At 68.2% G+C, this 18,426-nt stretch carries 14 protein-coding genes; 5 read left to right on the forward strand and 9 right to left on the reverse strand.

The genetic code is table 11. The annotated features are described in order from the left end of the window. Positions 1 to 77: 77 nt before the first annotated feature. Positions 78 to 839 carry a metallophosphoesterase family protein gene (locus K2X73_RS03835; RefSeq protein ID WP_294108722.1) on the reverse strand — a complete coding sequence of 254 codons (762 nt, stop codon included), beginning with the start codon at positions 837 to 839 and terminating at the stop codon, positions 78 to 80. 83 nt (positions 840 to 922) lie between these two features. Continuing rightward, complete coding sequence (locus tag K2X73_RS03840; RefSeq protein ID WP_294108724.1) at positions 923 to 1,942, reverse strand: NAD-dependent epimerase/dehydratase family protein; 1,020 nt, start codon at positions 1,940 to 1,942, stop codon at positions 923 to 925. A 128-nt stretch (positions 1,943 to 2,070) separates the two neighbouring features. Between K2X73_RS03840 and K2X73_RS03845 the strand changes: the two genes are divergently transcribed. Continuing rightward, positions 2,071 to 3,060 (forward strand): peptidase M48 family protein, encoded by a 990-nt coding sequence (locus K2X73_RS03845; protein ID WP_294108726.1) that lies wholly within the window; start codon positions 2,071 to 2,073, stop codon positions 3,058 to 3,060. An 8-nt stretch (positions 3,061 to 3,068) separates the two neighbouring features. Here K2X73_RS03845 and wecC read toward each other — a convergent pair whose 3' ends face one another. The 5 genes from wecC to K2X73_RS03870 form a co-directional block, all read right to left on the reverse strand. Continuing rightward, the gene (gene wecC / locus K2X73_RS03850; protein ID WP_294108728.1) at positions 3,069 to 4,367 is read right to left on the reverse strand and encodes a UDP-N-acetyl-D-mannosamine dehydrogenase; all 1,299 of its coding nucleotides are present in this window, start codon (positions 4,365 to 4,367) and stop codon (positions 3,069 to 3,071) included. Further along, positions 4,351 to 5,493, reverse strand: coding sequence for a UDP-N-acetylglucosamine 2-epimerase (non-hydrolyzing) (wecB, locus tag K2X73_RS03855; RefSeq protein ID WP_294108729.1), 1,143 nt, complete (start codon positions 5,491 to 5,493; stop codon positions 4,351 to 4,353). The genes wecC and wecB overlap by 17 nt, the downstream gene beginning before the upstream one ends. A gap of 65 nt (positions 5,494 to 5,558) precedes the next feature. Beyond that, positions 5,559 to 6,986: an efflux transporter outer membrane subunit gene (locus K2X73_RS03860; protein ID WP_294108730.1), complete on the reverse strand. Its 1,428-nt coding sequence runs from the start codon at positions 6,984 to 6,986 to the stop codon at positions 5,559 to 5,561. After that, entirely contained in the window at positions 6,983 to 10,153 is a 3,171-nt protein-coding gene (locus tag K2X73_RS03865) for a CusA/CzcA family heavy metal efflux RND transporter (RefSeq protein ID WP_294108732.1), read from the reverse strand. Before K2X73_RS03865 ends, K2X73_RS03860 begins: the two co-directional genes overlap by 4 nt. Next, positions 10,150 to 11,382 carry an efflux RND transporter periplasmic adaptor subunit gene (locus tag K2X73_RS03870; protein WP_294108736.1) on the reverse strand — a complete coding sequence of 411 codons (1,233 nt, stop codon included), beginning with the start codon at positions 11,380 to 11,382 and terminating at the stop codon, positions 10,150 to 10,152. Before K2X73_RS03870 ends, K2X73_RS03865 begins: the two co-directional genes overlap by 4 nt. A gap of 214 nt (positions 11,383 to 11,596) precedes the next feature. Here K2X73_RS03870 and K2X73_RS03875 point away from each other — a divergent pair, with 214 nt between their 5' ends. Together K2X73_RS03875 and K2X73_RS03880 are read left to right on the forward strand one after the other, a co-directional pair. Next, the gene (locus K2X73_RS03875) at positions 11,597 to 12,052 is read left to right on the forward strand and encodes a hypothetical protein (RefSeq protein ID WP_294108738.1); all 456 of its coding nucleotides are present in this window, start codon (positions 11,597 to 11,599) and stop codon (positions 12,050 to 12,052) included. A gap of 68 nt (positions 12,053 to 12,120) precedes the next feature. Further along, positions 12,121 to 13,617, forward strand: coding sequence for a CoA-acylating methylmalonate-semialdehyde dehydrogenase (locus tag K2X73_RS03880; RefSeq protein WP_294108740.1), 1,497 nt, complete (start codon positions 12,121 to 12,123; stop codon positions 13,615 to 13,617). Between the two features lie 96 nt (positions 13,618 to 13,713). Here the strand turns inward: K2X73_RS03880 and K2X73_RS03885 are convergent, their stop codons facing one another. Both K2X73_RS03885 and K2X73_RS03890 read right to left on the reverse strand, forming a co-directional pair. After that, positions 13,714 to 14,409, reverse strand: a complete 696-nt coding sequence (locus tag K2X73_RS03885) for a glutathione binding-like protein (RefSeq protein WP_294108742.1) — start codon at positions 14,407 to 14,409, stop codon at positions 13,714 to 13,716. A gap of 42 nt (positions 14,410 to 14,451) precedes the next feature. Beyond that, the gene (locus K2X73_RS03890) at positions 14,452 to 15,672 is read right to left on the reverse strand and encodes an MFS transporter (RefSeq protein ID WP_294108744.1); all 1,221 of its coding nucleotides are present in this window, start codon (positions 15,670 to 15,672) and stop codon (positions 14,452 to 14,454) included. A 149-nt stretch (positions 15,673 to 15,821) separates the two neighbouring features. Here K2X73_RS03890 and K2X73_RS03895 point away from each other — a divergent pair, with 149 nt between their 5' ends. Next, on the forward strand, positions 15,822 to 17,036 hold the full coding sequence (locus K2X73_RS03895; RefSeq protein ID WP_294108746.1) for an acyl-CoA dehydrogenase family protein: 1,215 nt from the start codon (positions 15,822 to 15,824) through the stop codon (positions 17,034 to 17,036). 100 nt (positions 17,037 to 17,136) lie between these two features. Continuing rightward, positions 17,137 to 18,198 carry an acyl-CoA dehydrogenase family protein gene (locus K2X73_RS03900; RefSeq protein ID WP_294108748.1) on the forward strand — a complete coding sequence of 354 codons (1,062 nt, stop codon included), beginning with the start codon at positions 17,137 to 17,139 and terminating at the stop codon, positions 18,196 to 18,198. The last annotated feature ends 228 nt before the right edge of the window (positions 18,199 to 18,426 follow it).

Genomic DNA, 18,426 nt, shown 5'->3' on the forward strand with positions numbered 1-18,426 from the left:
GGCTGTCGTCCTTAGCCTTGGCTGGTACAAAAATCACTAAAAAAATTGTGTCGCGCGAATGAAGGCGCCTTGCTCATTTACGCCTGTTGCGGCGTTGCCACTGTCCAACGCTCGTCATTTTCCAAAGCCAGCGCAGTCAGTTCGCCACTAGCGTAAGCACCGGTATCGATCCCGATTCGATGCGGGCGCCATTCGACTTGGGGCGTGATGGTGTGGCCATGAACAACAATGCGCGGATGCGGCCCGGGATGATCGAGAAACTCATCGCGAATCCAGCGCAGTTCAGCGACGCGCTGCTCAGGAAGCGCGACTCCGGGGCGAATCCCGGCGTGGACGAAGACATAATCGCCAAGCTCGATCATGTCCTCGAAGCTTTCCAGGAAGGTGCGATGCGCAGGCGGAACCAGGCCGGGGAGCGCGTCGAGCAGTTCGCCGAAATCGAGCGCGTTGTACGTGGCCTCGTCCATCCCATAGCTCAGGATCGTCTCGCGTCCCCCGACCCGCGCGAACAGCCGCAGCGCGCGTTCATCGCCGTCCAGCGAGCGCAGCAGCAATTCCTCGTGGTTGCCCATCAGGAAGCGACACGGCCCTTGCGTGGCGAGTTGCATCGCGCGCTCGACCACCGCCGCGGATTGCGGACCACGATCGATCAGATCGCCAAGGAAGATAAGCTGTAGCTCGGCCGAGGGGCGCGCCGCGTCGTCGGCCTCGATCAGTTCGAGCAGCGTATCGAGCAGGTCGAGCCGGCCGTGAATGTCGCCGATCACATAGACGCGCTGGCCGGGCGGAATGCGGCCGGGGGCGGTGGGCTTGGCGGCTTTTCGAAACAGTTTGAGCATTGGGCGACGGACCGTGGCCCCAATCGGGGGCGAACGCGCGCGATAGGCGAAGCGCGGCGCCGCGACAACCGCCGATGCCGTGCCTAGCGGAGACGATCCCCGTAATAATCGCGATACCAGGCGACGAACCGCGGGACGCCCACCGCGGGCGGCGTTTCCGGCACGCGCCCGATCAGCGCGCGCAGCAGGTGATTCGATGCTTCGGTCACTTCGACGTCGCCGGCTTGCATCGGCATCATGTTCTTGATCGCGGGCTTGCCGAGCGCGCGCTCGATCTCGGCGATGAAATCGAGCAGCCGCGTCTGCCGCCCGCCGCCAATGTTCACCACCCGGAACGGCGCGACCGGCGAGAGCGAATCACCCGCCATGCGCGTCTTGCCCGGCACCGCTTCCGCGAGCCCCAGGATCGCCGCGACCAGATCGTCGACGAAGGTGAAGTCGCGCGCCATGTCGCCGTTGTTGTAAACGTCGATCGCGCGGCCGGCGGCGATCGCGTCGGTGAATTTGAACGGCGCCATGTCCGGCCGACCCCAGGGGCCATAGACCGTGAAGAAGCGGAAATAAGTGGCGGGGATGGCGAACAAGTGGCTGTAGCTATGGCCGATCAGCTCGGTCGCGCCCTTGGTGGCGGCGTACAGGCTCACCGGCTTCTGGATCGCCTGCCCTTCGTCGAAGGGAATATGGGTATTCGCGCCATAGACCGAGCTGGTCGAGGAAATCAGCAGATGCTCAACCGGGTGGTGGCGCGCGAGTTCGAGCAGGTTGAACGTGCCGACGACATTGGTGTCGATATACTCGCGCGGATGGTCGATGCTGTAGCGCACGCCGGGTTGCGCGGCGAGGTGGATGACGATGCCCGGCGCGAAGCCGGTCCACACCGTCCGCAGCGCGTCCATGTCCTGGATCGACAGGCGGTGCAGCGCGAAGCCCGGTTGCGCCAGCAATCGCGCCGCGCGATCCTCCTTCAGCCGCACGTCGTAATAGGGCGAGAAATTGTCGATGCCGCACACCGTGGCACCGGCGGCGAGCAGCTGCTGGCAGGTGTGATAGCCGATAAAGCCCGCGGCCCCGGTCACCAGCACCTTCGCGCCTTGCAAGCCCACGCTATTCTCCCCGTGAAGGCCGGTGTCGCCTGAGCGACCGGCATGACGATCGTGCCGTAACAGCCGAATGCTTACCAGCGGTTACCCAAGTGGATGACTGCGCGAGCGAGGGCGGCTAGGGAAGGGGGATGCGGTTGCTGCTCCCCTTATTCGCGCTGATCGCCGTGACGCCGGGCGCGAGCGCGGCCCCCGGGGTCGAGCCCGCGACGCTCGAGTCGCTGCGGGCGGCGGACGCACGGCTGGCGGGGATCGCGTATCGGCTGACGACCCGCAACGCCGCCTTGTGCCGCGATCTCGAGCCCGAGCTGGGGCTGCAATTTCATACCCTTGCCCAGTATCAACCGGCAGCGCGGGGCAGTGCCAGGACGGTCTTCGGCTTCGCCGCGCCGGTCGCGGTCGAGCTCGTGCTGCCCGAATCCCCCGCGGGGCAGGCCGGGGCACGCCCGGACGATGCCTTGCTCGCGATCGACGGCGCGCCGCTCGATACCCCCGCGCCGGGTGACGCGCCGGCATCGACCGGCGTGCGCGATGCGCTGTTCGCCCGGCTCGCGGCCCGCGCTCCCGATCGACCGATCCGACTGACCCTGGCCGGGGCGCCGGGCCGGCGCGACTTAAGCATCACCCCAATTCCCGCCTGCCGCGCGCTCGCCGAGGTGACCTTCGAGCGCGACAGCTACGCGCTCGAATCAGGCATCATCGCGATCGCCGCGCGGTCGATCGAGCGATTCGACGAGCAGGGCCTCGCGGTGGTGATGGCGCATGAGCTTGGCCATCTGATCCTGAAGACCCAGGCCCGGCTGGCGGCGGCCGGGGTGAAGAGCGGGGCGCTGGTTGGCGAACTGGGCCGTAACGCGCGCTTACGCAAGCAGGGCGAGCTGGAGGCGGACGAGCTCGCGGTCGCCCTGCTCTATAACGCGGGTTACCCGGTCGATCTGGCGGCGCGTTTCTATCGCGGGCCGGGCAGGGCGCTCGATTACGGGCTGTTCCGCGATCGCGGCACCCCTGCAAGCAGCGAGCGGATCAAGGTGAGCGAGGCGGCCGCGGCGGCGATTCCGGCCGGCGCGGCGCGGCCGGTCGTGCCGGCGATCCTGGCGGCGCGCGATCGGCCGATAGAGTAGCGCCGGGTTCAGCTCGCCAGCCGCAGATCGGCCGGCTCCATCGCTGGCGCGGGCTGATCGGGCCAGATGCCGCGCGTATCGTACACGAACTTGCGCGCGCGCTCGTCGAGCGGGACCGACTTGAACAGTTCGTGATCGACCAGCACCACCATCACCGGGCAGCTTTCGATCGCCTCGTCGAGGTCGATCAGCTTGGCGCCGGTGCCCGCGAACACCGGCGGCAGCGCGCGCGCGAAGGGCTCGACGATCCGCACCCGCTCGCCGAAGCGCCGGGCAAGCGCGAGCGCGACCTTCAGCGCCGGGCTTTCGCGAAAATCATCGATATTCGCCTTGAAGGCGAGCCCCATGCACGCGACAGGCAGGCCCGGATGCGCCTCGATCAGCGCGGTCGCGCGCTCGATCGCGTAATCGCACTTGCCGTCATTCACTTCGCGCGCGGTGCGGATCAGCGGGGTGTGCTCGGGCGCCTGCGCGACGAGGAACCAGGGATCGACCGCGATGCAATGCCCGCCCACGCCCGGGCCGGGCGCCAGGATGTTGACGCGCGGGTGGCGGTTGGCGAGGCGGATCACCTCCCACACATCGACCCCCATCTGATCGGCGACGAGGCTCAATTCGTTGGCGAAGGCGATGTTCACGTCGCGAAAGGCGTTTTCGGTGAGCTTGGTCATCTCCGCCGCGCGCGCGCTGGTGGTGACGCAGGCCCCGCGCACGAAGCGGCGGTAGAAGCTCAGCGCCTTGCGCGCGCAGCGCGGGGTGATGCCACCGATCACCCGATCATTGTCGATCAGCTCGACCAGGATGCGGCCCGGCAGCACGCGTTCGGGGCAATAGGCGATCGCGACATCGGCCAGTTCACGCGTCAGCCCCGGCATCTTCAGATCGGGGCGCAGCCGCGCGAGCAGATCGCGCACCTGTTCGGTGGTGCCGACCGGCGAGGTCGATTCGAGGATCACGACATCGCCCGCCTTCAGCACCGCCGCCACGTTGGTCGCGGCCTTCAGCACATAGCCGATATCGGGCTGATGGCCTTCCTTGAACGGCGTCGGCACCGCGATCACGAACACGTCGGCGGGTTCGATCTGGGTCGCGGCGCGCAACGAACCGCGCGCGACCACGCCCGAGACGAGGCCGTCGAGATCGACTTCCTCGATATGCACCTTGCCCGAGTTGACGGTGGCGACCACCTCTTCGGACACGTCGATGCCGAGCACGGGCACGCCGGTGCGGGCGATCACCGCCGCCGTCGGCAGGCCGATATAGCCGAGGCCGACGACGCAAACCTTGATGTCAGAGCCCGAAACCATCCGCCACGATCCTCGCAATACGTGCCGAGGCATGGCCATCGCCGAACGGATTGTGCGCGCGGGCCATCGCCTGATGCGCGGCACCATCGTCGAGCAGCGTAAAGATTTCGGAAACGATGCGGGCTTCGTCGGCGCCGATCAGCCGGGCGGTGCCGGCGGCGACGCCTTCGGGGCGCTCGGTCGTCTCGCGCATCACCAGCACGGGCTTGCCGAGCGCGGGGGCTTCCTCCTGCACCCCGCCCGAATCGGTGAGGACGATGTGCGCGAGGCCCAAAGCGCGGACGAAATGCGGGTAATCGAGCGGATTGATCCGGGCGATGTTGGCGTGGTCGCCCAGGATGCGGTCCATCACCTGCACGACATTGGGGTTGGGGTGGACCGGGAAGAGAATCGCCACGTCGCCTCGCGCGGCGATGCGGGCGAGCGCGCGGGCGATCGCCTCCATCCCGCCGCCGAAATTCTCGCGCCGATGGGTGGTGACGAGGATCAGCCGCTTGCCGGCGAAGCGCGCGGCGATCGCATCAAGGCCGGCGGCGAGCGCGGGTTGCTCGCCGAGCCGCGCCTGGGTGGCGAGCAGCGCATCGATCACGGTGTTGCCGGTGACGTGGATGTGCGCCGGCGCGATGTTTTCGCGGGCGAGCGCATCGGCGGCGGTTTGGGTGGGGGCGAAATGCTGGTCGGCGATCGGCGCGACGATCCGGCGGTTCACCTCTTCGGGGAAGGGCTGGTAGATGTCGCCCGAGCGCAATCCCGCCTCGACATGGCTGACGGGGATGCGCCGGTAGTAAGCGGCGAGCGCGCCGACCATCGCGGTCGCGGTATCGCCCTGCACGATCACCCGATCGGGCCGCTCGGCGTCCATCACTTCGCCCAAGCCGGTCAGCAGCCGCGCGGTCAGCCGGTCGAGCGTCTGGCCGGGCTCCATCAGGTCGAGATCGATGTCGGGCGTGATGCCTGCGATCGCCAGCACCTGATCGAGCAGCCCGCGATGCTGCGCGGTGACGCAGCTGCGCACGCTCAGGTCGCCACGCGCCTGCAGCGCGCGGACGACGGGGAACAGCTTGATCGCCTCCGGCCGGGTACCGAAGACGACGAGGATTTTGGGGAGGACTTTGGGCGCGGCCATGCCCGCCGCTTTAGCGCGACGTGCTTAAGGCGCGGATAATGCCGTTCCCGGGCGGCGGGCGGGGCTCAGCGGGTTCCGTCGGGGAGCGAATCGGTGCCCGTCGCCTGGAACAGCGCGACCGTGTCGCTCAGCCGCGCGGCGCGGGCCTGGACGAGGGCTTGCGCCGCTTGCGCGTCCGCCGCCGAGGCGCTCAGCAGTTGCAGCGTCCCGACCTGCCCCAGCCGGGCCTGGCGGCGGGTGAAGTCGAGCGATTGCGCGGCCGCCGTGCGCGCCCGGACCGCCGCGTCCAGCGCGGTGGCGTCGGTGCGCAGCCCCGCGAGCGCGTCATCCACGTCGAGATAGGCCTGGAGCGCCGCCGCGCGATATTGCGCCTGCGCGCCTTCCAGCGCCGCCTCGGCCGCGCGCTGGCGGGCCTTCAGCGCGCCTGAATGAAAGATCGGCTGCGAAATCCCGCCGACCACCGAGAAGAACAGATTGCCCGGCACGAACAGGCTGCCGATCCGCTCGGTCGCGCCGCCGAAGCTGCCGTTGAGCGTGAGTTGCGGCAGGCGCGCGGCGATCGCGGCGCCGACATCGTTCGCCGCGCCCTCCACCGCCGCCTGCGCCGCGCGGACATCGGGACGGTGGGCGACGATCTCGCCGGGGAGCGACAGCGGCAGCCGGTCGGGCAGGGTGAGCGCGTCGAGTCCCGGCAGCGCCGGCAGCGCGCTGCCCGCGGGGGTGCCGATCAGCGTCTGGATCAGCGCGCGCTGGTGCTGGCGGGCGCGCTCGAGCGGTGGCAGCACGGCTTCGGCATTGGCGAGCGCGGTCGCCTGCTGCGCGACATCGGCCTGGCCAAGTTCGCCCAAGCGCTGGCGCGCCTCGATCAGGCGGAGGATTTCGCGGTTGCTGGTGATGCTCGCCTGCGCCGCCTGATACTGCGCATCGAGCGCCGCCTGGGCGATCACCGCGACGACGAGGTTGCTCACCACGGTCGTGCGCGCCGCATCGAGCTGGAACGCCGCCGCCCGCGTCCGCGCCCGTGCCGAGCGCAGCTGGTTGCGCCCCAGCCCGAACAGGTCGACCGGATAGCTGACCGAGAGCGTCGCGGTGCTGAGGGTATAGTCATTCTCGGTCACGTCGATCAGCGGCGACGAGATGCGATTCGACACGCGGCTGCGATCGGCGGTGAAGCCCGCGTCGAGCTGCGGCCCGAGATCGCCCTTCACCGCCCGCGCCAGCGCGCGCGCCTGCTTGAGCGAGGCCTGCGCGGCGGCGAGATCGTTGTTGGCGGCGAGTGCCTGATCGACCAGCGCGTTCAGTTCCGCGCTGCCGAACCGCTTCCACCAGCCGCGCTCGACCAGCGAGCCCGCGACCAGGGTCTGCGCCCCGCCGCTCGCCGGGGCGATCGTCTCGCCGGCGCGCTCGGGCGGCTTGGCGACCGACAGGTCGGGCTTGGGGCCGGGGGTGCAGGCGCTGGCGAGCAGCAGCGCGAGGATCAGGGCGCGCTTCATGCGATCGCTCCCTGCGATGCGTCGTCGATCGGCGGGTGGTACAGCTCGACCGGCACCGACATATGGCGGGAGAAGAGCTCGATCAGTACCGGCAGCACCAGCAGGATCAGCACCGGCGCCGCCGTCATCCCGCCGACCACCACCAGCGCGAGCGGCTTCTGCACCTGGCTGCCGATGCCGGTGGAAAGCGCCGCCGGCAGCAGCCCGATCGCGGCGGCGAGGCAGGTCATCACCACCGGGCGTAGCGAATTGCGCACCGTCGCCGCCATCGCCAACTCCCTGCTAAGCCCGTTCTCCAGATTCTGGTTATAGGTCGTCACCACCAGAATCCCGTCCATCACCGCGATACCGAATAGGGCGACGAACCCGATCGCCGCCGAGATGCTGAACGGCGTGCCCGTCAGCGCGAGCGCCAGCACCCCGCCGATCACCGCCATCGGGATCACCGAGAAGGCGAGCAGGCTGTCGCGGATCGAGCGGAAGTTCATGTAGAGCAGCACCAGGATCAGCCCCAGGCTGATCGGCACCACCACCGACAGGCGATTGATCGCGTCGGTCAGGTTGCCCAGCTCGCCCGCCCATTCGAGGTGATAGCCCGGCGGCAGGACGACATGCCTGGCGATGTTCGCCTGGATTTCGCCCACCGTGCCGCCCAGGTCGCGGTCGCGCACCGAGAAGCGGATCGGGACATAGCGTTCCTGATGCTCGCGGTAGATGAACGACGCGCCCGAGGTGAGCCGGATCGTCGCGACCGCCGAGAGCGGTACCGGCACCGATCCCGTGCCGCTGGGGTTGGGCGCGGCGACGGTGATGTTGCGGATCGCGGTCAAGTCACTGCGCTGGCCCTGTTGCAGCCGCACGACGATCGGGAAGTGCCGGTCGGTGCCGGGCTCGTACAGGTCGGACACGCTCGCCCCGCCGATCGCCGCCGAGAGGGTGGTGTTGATGTCGTCGGGGGTCAGCCCGAAGCGCGCGGCGGCGACGCGGTCGATGTCGATCCGCACCGTCGGCTGGCCGAGCGACGAGGAGACCGCGAGATCGGCGACGCCGCGCACGGTGGCCGCCTGCGCCTTGATCTGATCGGCGAGTTTCACCAGCGTCATCAGATCGGGGCCGAACACCTTGATCGAATTGGCGCCCTTCACCCCTGACGTGGCTTCCTCGACATTGTCCTGGATATATTGGGTGAATTCCAGATCGACGCCGGGATAGCGCGCCTTGATCTTGTTCTGGATCTCGTTGGTCAGGCTGTCCTTGGTCACGCCCGCCGGCCATTCCTCGGCGGGCTTCAAGGGCGTGTAGAATTCGGCGTTGAAAAAGCCGGTCGCATCGGTGCCGTCATCGGGGCGGCCATGCGTCGTCAGCACCCGCTGCACCTCGGGATAGCTGGCGATGATCCGGCGGATGCCGTTCACCACCGGCTGCCCCGCCTCGATCGAGACCGAGGGCGGGAGCGTCGCGCGGATATAGAGATTGCCTTCCTCCAGATGTGGCAGGAACTCGACCCCCAGCTCGCGCACCGCGACCGCGGCGGTCACCAGCATCACCCCGGCGATGCCGAGCGTCGCCAGCCGGTTGGTGAGCGCCCAGGCGGCGGCGGGTTCATAGGCCTGGCGCAGCTTGCGCACGATCCACGTCTCCACCTCGTCCAGATCGTCGGGCAGGATCATCGCCGAGAGCACGGGCGAGACGGTGAAGGTCGCGATCAGCCCGCCGGCGATCGCATAGGCATAGGTTTTCGCCATCGGGCCGAAGATATGGCCCTCCACCCCGGTCAGCGTGAACAGCGGCAGGAAGCTGGCGATGATGATCGCGGCGGCGAAGAAGATGCCGCGGCTCACGTCGTTCGCGCCGCCAAGCACCGCCGAGAAGCGGTTGGCGGGGGTGAAGTGGCTGCGCCCGCCGCGCACCAGCGCCGCGCGTTCGACCATGTGGCGGAAGATGTTCTCCACCATGATCACGCTCGCATCCACCACCAGCCCGAAATCGAGCGCGCCGACCGAGAGCAGGTTCGCCGATTCCCCCTGCACCGTCAGGATCAGCACCGCGAAGGAGAGGGCGAAGGGGATGGTGATCGCGACGATCACCGCGCTGCGCAGATTGCCGAGGAAAATCCATTGCAGCAGGAAGATCAGTACGATCCCTTCGATCAGATTGTGGGTGACGGTGTTGGTCGTCACCGAGATCAGGTCCGATCGGTCGTAGATGCGGGTCAGCTTGACGCCCGGGGGCAGCAGGCCGCTGTTGTTGATATTGTCGACCTCGGCCTTCACCGCCTTGATCGTCGGGAGTGATTGGGCGCCGCGCTGCATCAGCACGATGCCCATCACGATATCGTCATCCCGACCCTCGCCCGCGATGCCGAGGCGGGGGAGGTTGCCGATGCGGATTTGCGCCACGTCCTTCAGGAAGATGGGCGTGCCACCCGGCGAGCCGATCAGCACGTTCTTGATCGCCTCGACCGACTGGATCAGGCCGATGCCGCGCACGATCGCCGCCTGCTGGCCGAAATTCACCGTCTGGCCGCCGACATTGTCGTCGCTTTTGTTGATGGCGGCGATCAGCTGCGGCATCGACAGCCCGGCCGCGACGAGCCGGTCGTTATCGACCACCACTTCATAGGCGCGCAGCTTGCCACCCCAGCCGGTGACGTCGATCACGCCGGGAATGCGCTTGAAGCGGCGCTGAAGCACCCAATCCTGCAGCGTCTTCAGGTCCATCACCGAATAGCCGGGCGGCGCGCTCAGCCGGTAGCGGAAGATTTCGCCCACCGCGCTCAGCGGCGAGATTTCCGGCTGGGCGTTGTTGGGCAGCGTGCCGATCTGCCCCAGCCGGTTGAGCACCAGCTGCTGCGCCTGCTGATAGTTCACGTCATAAGTGAACTGCACTTTCACGTCGGACAGGCCAAACAGCGAGATCGAGCGGACCGCCTTCACATTGGGCAGGCCGGCGATCGCGATTTCGATCGGGGTGGTGACGTTGCGCTCGATCTCCTCGGCGGAAATGCCGGGGCTCTGCGTCACGACATCGACCAGCGGGGGGACGGGATCGGGATAAGCCTCGATATTCAGATTGGCGAAGGCGACGCCGCCGGCCAGCACCATGCCGACCAGCAGCAACAGGATCAGGAAGCGCTGGCGCAGCGCGAGATCGACAAGACCGTTCATTCGCCGAGCCCTGCCTCGTTCACGAACAGCGCGCCGCCCGTCACCACCCGCTCGCCGGGCTTCAGGCCCGCCAGGATGCGCGTCATCCCGCCGGCGCTTTCGCCGACCTTCACCGCGCGGGCGACGAAATTGCCGCCCTGGCGCTGCACCCAGACGCGGGCGTCATCGCCTTCATAGATCACCGCCGGCGCGGGCACGATCACCGTCGCGCTCGCCGAGGCGCGCGGGCGGATCGAGAAGCTCGCCGACATTTGCGGCTTCAGCGCGCGATCGGGGTTGGCGACGCTCGCGCGCACCGCCAGGCGGCGGCTCGCGGGATCGAGCGCGGCGGCGACATTGTCGATCACCGCGCGGAACTGGCGGCCGGGAAAGGCCGGGGTCGTCACCTGCACGGTGTCGCCGACATGGATCATCGGCGCCTGTGCCTCGGGCACCTGCGCGACCAGCCAGACGCGCGAGAGATCGGCGATCGTCATCAGCGCGGTGTCCTGCGCGCTGTCGACATATTGGCCGGGGGCGACGTTGCGCTGGGCGACGGTGCCGCTCGCCGGCGCGCGGAAGACGAGCGCGCCGCCGCCACCCTGGCCGCCCGCGCCGAACAGCGCGAGCTTGTTGCGCGCGGCCGCGAGCGCGGCGAGCGCCGCGCGGCGGGTCGATTGCGCGGCGACCAGATCGGTCTGCGCCTGGCGATAGTCCTTCTCGGCGCCGCCCGCCGTTTCGAACAATTCCTTCTGCCGCTTGGCGGTCGCTTCGGCGGTGGCGAGCTGGGCGTCGGCGGTCGCGACCTGCGCCTGCGCGGCGAGCAGCGCGTTGCGGGCATCGACCACGCTCGCCGATTCGAGCGAGAAGAGCGGCTGGCCGCGCCGCACTTCCTGGCCGGCGTCGACGAACACCCGCGCGACCTGCGCCGGGAAGGGCAGGATCACCGGCGTGCTCTGGTTCTGGTCGACGCTGATCACGCCGGTCGCCGCGAGCAGCGCGCCGGGATCACCGAAGCCCGCCGGCGCGATCTTCATCTGGCTGAGTTGCGACGGCGTGAGGGTGACGGTGCCCGGCGGCGGCGCGGCGGCCTCCGCCTCCTTGGGCGCCAGCAGCGCGCGGACCCCGCCGAGCAGGAGCGCGATCAGCAAGATGCCGCCCGCGACGATCCCGATCAGCAGCCATTGCCGCTGGCGCGGCAAAGAAGGCGCGGCCGGTAGCGGCCGCGCGGCATGTGCTTCATCGTGCAAGGCGTGATCCTATGAAGAAACCTGGAGCTGTCAGCCGCGCTTACAGCCCAGTGTCATAGCGCAATCAAGCGGGCAGTATTGTAAGTTACCAACACTTACCGAGATTTCACAATGCATTTAGCCGGGGTTATTCTGTAGAAACTGTAATGTTTCGCACCTGCTCGCAAAGAGTGCTCCGGGGAACGGCGGGGGTGGAACGTGCGTTTTTGCCGGCATGGCGGCCTCCTCCCTTGTTCGCTACGCGCTGGCTTTGCTCGCGATTATCGGCGGGGGCGGTTTGGCCGGCCTGTTCTTCGCGCAGTTCGCGCTATCGGGGCTGAACCCCTTTTATCAGAACGCGCCGCTACCGGGTCCGCTGGTCGCGGTGCCCGAGCCCGGCCCCGCCGCCCCGCCCGAAAGTATTCCGGCGGTCGCCACCGCCGGCTGGTCGTACCCCGCGCCTGCGGTGGACCGCATCGGCTATGACCCCGGCCCGCCCGACCCGTCGCTCGATCGCGACGAGCGGCCGCCGCCGCCCGAGCCGTTGCTCGTCGATGACCGCCCGGCGCCGCGCGCCACCATCGCCACGCTCGCCACCGCGCCCACCTCGGCGACCAGCACCCCGGTGGTCACGGAGGTCAGTCCGCCGCCGCCGGTCAGCGTCGCTACCGCCGACGATCCGTCGCGCTGATTGCGCTCGGCGCGCCGGCTGTGCCAAAGGCGCGCGCAATCATAGAAAGCTTCGCGGAGAGTCGGCTTATGCGCATCATCGATCACGTCATCGCCGGAGGCGCCGGCGGCGCCGCGAGCCGCCAAGGCGAGGTGTTCGATCCCAACAGCGGCCAGGTGCAGGCGCACGTCAATCTCGGCACCGCCGCCGATCTGGAGCGCGCGGTCGCGGCTGCCCAAGCCGTCCAGCCGCGCTGGGCCGCGACCAATCCGCAGCGCCGCGCGCGCGTGCTGTTCAAGTTCAAGGAACTGGTCGAGGCCAATATCGACTCTCTCGCGCATCTGCTGGCGAGCGAACATGGCAAAGTGGTCGCCGACGCGCGCGGCGACGTGCAGCGCGGGCTCGACGTAATCGAGTTCGCCTGCGGCATCCCGCATCTGCTGAAGGGCGATTACACCCAGGGCGCGGGGCCGGGGATCGACGTTTATTCGATGCGCCTGCCGATCGGCATCGGCGCCGGGATCACCCCGTTCAACTTCCCGGCGATGATCCCGATGTGGATGTTCGGCGTCGCCATCGCCTGCGGCAACGCCTTCATCCTGAAGCCCAGCGAGCGCGACCCCAGCGTGCCGGTGCGGCTCGCCGAGCTGATGGTGGAAGCCGGCGCGCCCGAGGGCGTGCTGCAGGTGGTGCATGGCGACAAGGAGATGGTCGACGCGATCCTCGATCATCCCGCGATCGGGGCGATCAGCTTCGTCGGCTCGTCGGACATCGCGCATTATGTCTATCGGCGCGGGGGCGCGGCGGGCAAGCGCGTCCAGGCGATGGGCGGCGCGAAGAACCACGGCATCGTGATGCCCGACGCCGATCTCGACCAGGTCGTCGCCGAGCTGTCGGGCGCGGCGTTCGGCTCGGCGGGTGAGCGCTGCATGGCGCTGCCGGTGGTGGTGCCGGTGGGTGACAAGACCGCCGATGCGTTGCGCGAAAAGCTGCTCCCCGCGATCCACGGCCTGCGCGTCGGCGTCTCGACCGATGCCGAGGCGCATTATGGCCCCGTCGTGAACGCCGCGCACAAGGCGCGCGTCGAGGCATGGATCCAGAAGGGCGTCGATGAAGGCGCCGAGCTGGTGGTCGACGGGCGCGGCTTCACCCTCCAGGGGCACGAACAGGGCTTCTTCATCGGCCCCTCGCTGTTCGACCGGGTGACGCCGGCGATGGAAAGCTATCGCGAGGAAATCTTCGGCCCGGTGCTGCAAATCGTCCGCGCGCCCGATTTCGAAACCGCCGTCCGCCTGCCGAGCGAGCATCAGTACGGCAATGGCGTCGCGATCTTTACCCGCAACGGCCACGCCGCGCGCGAGTTCGCTGGCAGAGTGAATGTCGGCATGGTCGGCATCAACGTGCCGATCCCGGTGCCGGTCGCCTATCACACCTTTGGCGGCTGGAAGCGCTCGGCGTTCGGCGATGTGAACCAGCACGGCCCCGAAGGCGTGCGTTTCTGGACCAAGATCAAGACAATCACCCAGCGCTGGCCCGATGGCAGCGCCGATGGCAGCAACGCCTTCATCATCCCGACGATGGGGTGAGGGGGCGGGGCTCTTCCAGCAAGGGTGATCCGCAGGGCCGGTGTCGCCCCGCATCAAGCGCGGGGCGACGGCCTGTTCCGCGATGTTCCTGAAGCGCTAGGCGACCACCTTCGCCGTCTGCCCGAACAACAGCTTCTTGGCTTCCTCGGTCATCACCGGCTGGGCGCTCACCGCCTTGCCCTTGGCATAGGCCTCGATCGTCGCGGGCCGCGCCTTGATCGCCTCGAACCAACGCTGCAGGTTCGGGAAATCCTCGAGCTTCTGGCCCTGCGCCTCGTAGGGGACGATCCAGGGATAGCTCGCCATGTCGGCGATCGAATAGTCGCCGGCGATAAAGTCCCGCCCTTCCAGCGCCTTGTTCAGCACGCCGTACAGCCGGTTGGTTTCGTTGACATAGCGGTTGATCGCATAGTCGATCTTCTCGGGCGCATAGCGGTTGAAATGGTGGTTCTGCCCCGCCATCGGCCCCAGCCCGCCGACCTGCCAGGCGAGCCATTCCAGCACCTTATACTTGCCGCGCACGTCGCCGGGCAGAAACTTGCCGGTCTTTTCCGCCAGATATTGCAGGATCGCGCCCGATTCAAAGATGCTGATCGGCGCGCCGCCATCGGCGGGGGCATGATCGATGATCGCGGGCATACGGTTATTGGGAGCGATCTTCAGGAAATCGGGCTTGAACTGATCGCCCGCGCCGATGTTGACCGGGGTGATCCGATATTCCAACCCCGCTTCTTCCAGGAACATCGTGATCTTGTGGCCATTGGGGGTGGGCCAATAGAAGAGTTCGATCATCTCACGCGCCTCTTGTTGCACTAGCCGAGCTAAGATGGGGCGTCAGTTGGTCGGCGCAACGGCCGGCGCGATGCGCGGTAGGACGAAACGCGCGACAATCACCAGCGCCGCCACCCCCAGCACCGCCGCGAGCGCGAAGGCGGCGCCCGGAAAGCCGCGTTCGGCGCCCAGCGCCAGCGCCTGGCTCATCATCAGCGGCCCGGCGATCGCGGCGACGCTGCCCACGCTCGCCATCCCGCCCTGCAGCGCGCCCTGGTTGCGCGCATCGACCAGCCGCGAGAGCAGCGCGTTGGTGGAGGGGAAGACGAACCACTGCGCGAAGCCGAGCAGGATCACCGCGTACACCAGCCCCGGTCCCGGGATGAACGCATAAGCGGCGAAGGCGAGCGTGCCGGCGGCGATGCCGATCAGCATCGCGCGTGCCTCGCCCAGCAGCTTGATCGCGCGCTGGGTGATCAGCGCCTGCGTCACGATCATCACCGCGCCCGAGGCGGCGAGCGACCAGCCGATCTGCCCTTCGCTCCAGCCGAAGCGGATCTTCGCCCAGAAGGTCCAGGCGGAAGGATAGACCATGTGCGCCAGCTGCCACACCAGCGCGGTCAGGATCAGCGGCGCGGCGCCGCCCGCCTGGCGCAGCGGGGCGAAGGCGCCGAGCGCGTTGGCGCGGCGCCATTCGAAGGGGCGGCGATTTTCGGGCGCGAGCGTTTCGGGGAGCAGCAGCGCGATCCCGACGGCGTTGAGCAGCGCGATCACCGCCGCCGCCAAAAACGGCGCGCGCGGATCGAGCCCGGCGAGCAACCCGCCCAGCGCCGGCCCCAGAATGAACCCAAGCCCGAACATCGCCCCCATCAGCCCGAAGCGCGCGCCGCGCTGCTCGGGCGGGGTGACGTCCGCCAGCACCGCGTTGGCCGGGCCATAGACCGCGCCCGTCACCCCGGCGATCACCCGCCCCAGGAACAACCAGGCGAGCGTCGGCGCGAACGCCATCAGCGCATAATCGAGCCCGAACGCCAGCATACATGCCAGGATCACCGGCCGCCGTCCGTACCGATCCCCCAAATTGCCGATCACCGGCCCGGCGAAGAACTGCGCGGCGGCGAACGCCATCAGCATGTAGCCGCCGATCCGCGTCGCTTCGGCGAGCGGCAGGTGGCTCAACCGCACGATCAGCTGTGGCAGCACCGGCAAGACGATGCCAAAGCCAATGGTATCGATCAGCACCGCCGCCAAAACGATCGAAACGGCGCGATTTGTCCCTGCCATATCCGGTCCCCTGTCGGTTCCTGCCTTAGCAGCCCAGGGCGTGGCGGGTAAGCGGGTAGGGCGGCGGGTATCTTGCCTCTTTGCAACCCGCGGCTTCTATGCCATTCCCATACCCGATATTCAGAATCGGCCCGAAGGGACCGCTTGTCATGGCTACTGCGCCCGAACTCGAAGCCCGAACGCTCGACGATTTCCGTGCCGAGGCGCGCGCCTGGCTCGCCGAGAATTTCCCGCCCTCGCTGAAGGGCAAGGATAATGCCCTGTCGGTGCTCGAAGGCCCGCATCAGCCGAGCGAGGACGAGGCGCGCTGGCAAAAGGCGATGGGCGAGAAGGGCTGGGGCGTGCCGACCTGGCCCAAGCAATATGGCGGCGGCGGCCTCACCCGCGCCGAAGCGCGCGTGCTGCAGGAGGAAATGGCGCGGATCGGCGCGTGGAACCCGATTGGCGGCATGGGGGTGATGATGTTCGGCCCGACGCTGCTCGAATATGGCAGCGAGGCGCAGAAGCTGGAGCATATCCCGGCGATCGCCAAGGGCGAGGTGCGCTGGTGCCAGGGCTATTCGGAGCCCGGCGCGGGCTCTGACCTCGCTTCCTTGCAAACCTTCGCCGAGGATATGGGCGATCACTATATCGTGAACGGCCAGAAGACCTGGACGAGCGGCGGGCAATGGGCCGACAAATGCTTCGCGCTGGTCCGCACCGACAAGACCAAGAAGCATGAAGGCATCAGCTTCCTGCTGATCGACATGACGTCGCCCGGGGTCGAGGTGCGGCCGATCCGCATGATCAGCGGCCAGTCGCCCTTCTGCGAAACCTTCTTCACCAATGTCCGCGTACCGAAGGAAAATCTGGTCGGCGTGCCGGGGCAGGGCTGGACGATCGGCAAGCGCCTGCTCCAGCATGAGCGCAATTCGCTTTCCGGCGGCGGGTCGAACGCCGGACGGATGTTCGCGGGCAAGCCGCTCAGCCAGCTCGCCAAGGAATATCGCGGTGCCAACGATAACGGCCAAGTCGCCGACCAGGATCTGCGGATGCGGCTGGTGCGCCACGAGATGGACCAGCGCGCTTTCATGCTCACGCTGCGCCGCGCCGCGCTCGAGGCGAAATCGAACCAGGGGCCGTCCGCCGCCACCTCGATCATGAAGAATGTCGGCGCGCGCCTCACCCAGGACCGCGCCGAACTGGCGATCGAGATCATGGGGATGGCCGGGCTGGGCTGGGAAGGCGAGGGCTTCAGCGAGGCCGAACTCGCCCAGACGCGCACCTGGCTGTGGGGCAAGGCGGTGTCGATCTATGGCGGATCGACCGAAATCCAGAACAATGTGATCGCCAAGCGCATCCTGGGGATGCTCGATCACCAATAGGTAGGCCGGCCCCGACACGGGTGCAGGAGGAGAGGGGGGCGCAGGCGGCGGCGCGCGAGACCGCCGCCCGCCTTTCCCGGCAACAGCGAGAGGTCAAGCAATGGCGGTGCTGAACGACGAACAAGTGATGCTGCGCGACATGGTGCGCGAATGGGCCGACAATGAATCGCCCGTCACCGCCTTCCGCAAGCTGCGCAACGCCGGCACCGCCGAGGGTTTCGACCGCGACGCCTGGGGCAAGCTCGCCGAGATGGGGCTCGCCGGGATCGTGATTCCGGAAGAGTTCGGCGGCAGCGATTTCGGCTATCTCTCGCTCGGGCTGGTGCTGGAGCAATTGGGGCGCAACCTCGCCGCTTCCCCCCTCGCCGCGAGTGCCGCTGCTGCCAGCGCCATCGTGCTGGGCGGGTCGAACGCCGCCAAGGCGCAATATCTGCCGCAAATCGCGAGCGGTGCGCTCGTCGCGACGCTCGCGGTGGACGAAGGCCCGGTGCATGATCCGGCGCGGATCGCGACCACCGTGACGGGCGGGCGGCTCACCGGCACCAAGGCGTTCGTCGCCGAAGGCGACAGCGCCGGCCTGTTCGTGGTCGCCGCGACCGACGGCCTCTATCTCGTCGCGGGGGACGAGGGGGTGACGCGCCAATCGCGCCAGATGGCCGACAGCCGCAGCCACGCCGACATCCGCTTCGAAGGCGCGCCGGCCGAAAAGCTCGACGTCGCGCCGCAAGCGATCATCGACCGCGCGACCGCGGCGGTGTGCGCCGAAATGCTCGGCCTGGCGACGCAAGCGTTCGAGACGACCAACGATTATCTCAAGACGCGCGTGCAGTTCGGCCAGACGCTTTCCAGCTTCCAGGCGCTGCAACACCGCATGGCCAAGCTGTTCACCGAGATCGAGCTGATGCGATCGGCGGTGGAGGGCGCTTTCGAGGCGATCGACAGCGGCCGTTCGGACATCGACCAGGCGGTGAGCCTCGCCAAGGCGATCGCCAGCGATACCGCCAAGCTCGCGAGCCGCGAGATGATCCAGCTCCACGGCGGCATCGGCATGACCGACGAGCATGACGCGGGCTTCTACATCAAGCGCTCGGCGGTGCTCGAGGCGATGTGGGGCAACGCCGCCTATCACCGCGAACGGTTCGCGCGCCTGAACGGCTATTGAGCGCCTAACGCGCGGGGCGCCTGCCCCGGCGGCCAATACCGGGCGACGCGGCTCCTTGATCCTGCCGGAATCGCCGCTGGTTGGCCGATCGCGGGCCGCCGGCGACGGCGTCGTTTACCCAATTGACGATCCTGAAGGTGCGGCGATGCGTCCGCCAATTGCCCATTGCCGCGCTGCCGCAATTTTCGAATAACGGTCCGGCTGGGGTAGGTCCGGCCAGGTCATGTC

The organism is Sphingomonas sp., from assembly GCF_019746665.1.
GTDB lineage: Bacteria > Pseudomonadota > Alphaproteobacteria > Sphingomonadales > Sphingomonadaceae > Sphingomonas.

Coding starts and splice junctions, on each gene's coding strand:
- K2X73_RS03835 (WP_294108722.1), bottom strand. CDS start 839: ATGCTCAAACTGTTTCGAAAAGCCGCCAAGCCCACCGCCCCCGGCCGC.
- K2X73_RS03900 (WP_294108748.1), top strand. CDS start 17,137: ATGGCGGTGCTGAACGACGAACAAGTGATGCTGCGCGACATGGTGCGC.
- K2X73_RS03865 (WP_294108732.1), bottom strand. CDS start 10,153: ATGAACGGTCTTGTCGATCTCGCGCTGCGCCAGCGCTTCCTGATCCTG.
- K2X73_RS03895 (WP_294108746.1), top strand. CDS start 15,822: ATGGCTACTGCGCCCGAACTCGAAGCCCGAACGCTCGACGATTTCCGT.
- K2X73_RS03845 (WP_294108726.1), top strand. CDS start 2,071: ATGCGGTTGCTGCTCCCCTTATTCGCGCTGATCGCCGTGACGCCGGGC.
- K2X73_RS03880 (WP_294108740.1), top strand. CDS start 12,121: ATGCGCATCATCGATCACGTCATCGCCGGAGGCGCCGGCGGCGCCGCG.
- wecB (WP_294108729.1), bottom strand. CDS start 5,493: ATGGCCGCGCCCAAAGTCCTCCCCAAAATCCTCGTCGTCTTCGGTACC.
- K2X73_RS03860 (WP_294108730.1), bottom strand. CDS start 6,986: ATGAAGCGCGCCCTGATCCTCGCGCTGCTGCTCGCCAGCGCCTGCACC.
- K2X73_RS03890 (WP_294108744.1), bottom strand. CDS start 15,672: ATGGCAGGGACAAATCGCGCCGTTTCGATCGTTTTGGCGGCGGTGCTG.
- K2X73_RS03885 (WP_294108742.1), bottom strand. CDS start 14,409: ATGATCGAACTCTTCTATTGGCCCACCCCCAATGGCCACAAGATCACG.
- K2X73_RS03875 (WP_294108738.1), top strand. CDS start 11,597: ATGGCGGCCTCCTCCCTTGTTCGCTACGCGCTGGCTTTGCTCGCGATT.
- wecC (WP_294108728.1), bottom strand. CDS start 4,367: ATGGTTTCGGGCTCTGACATCAAGGTTTGCGTCGTCGGCCTCGGCTAT.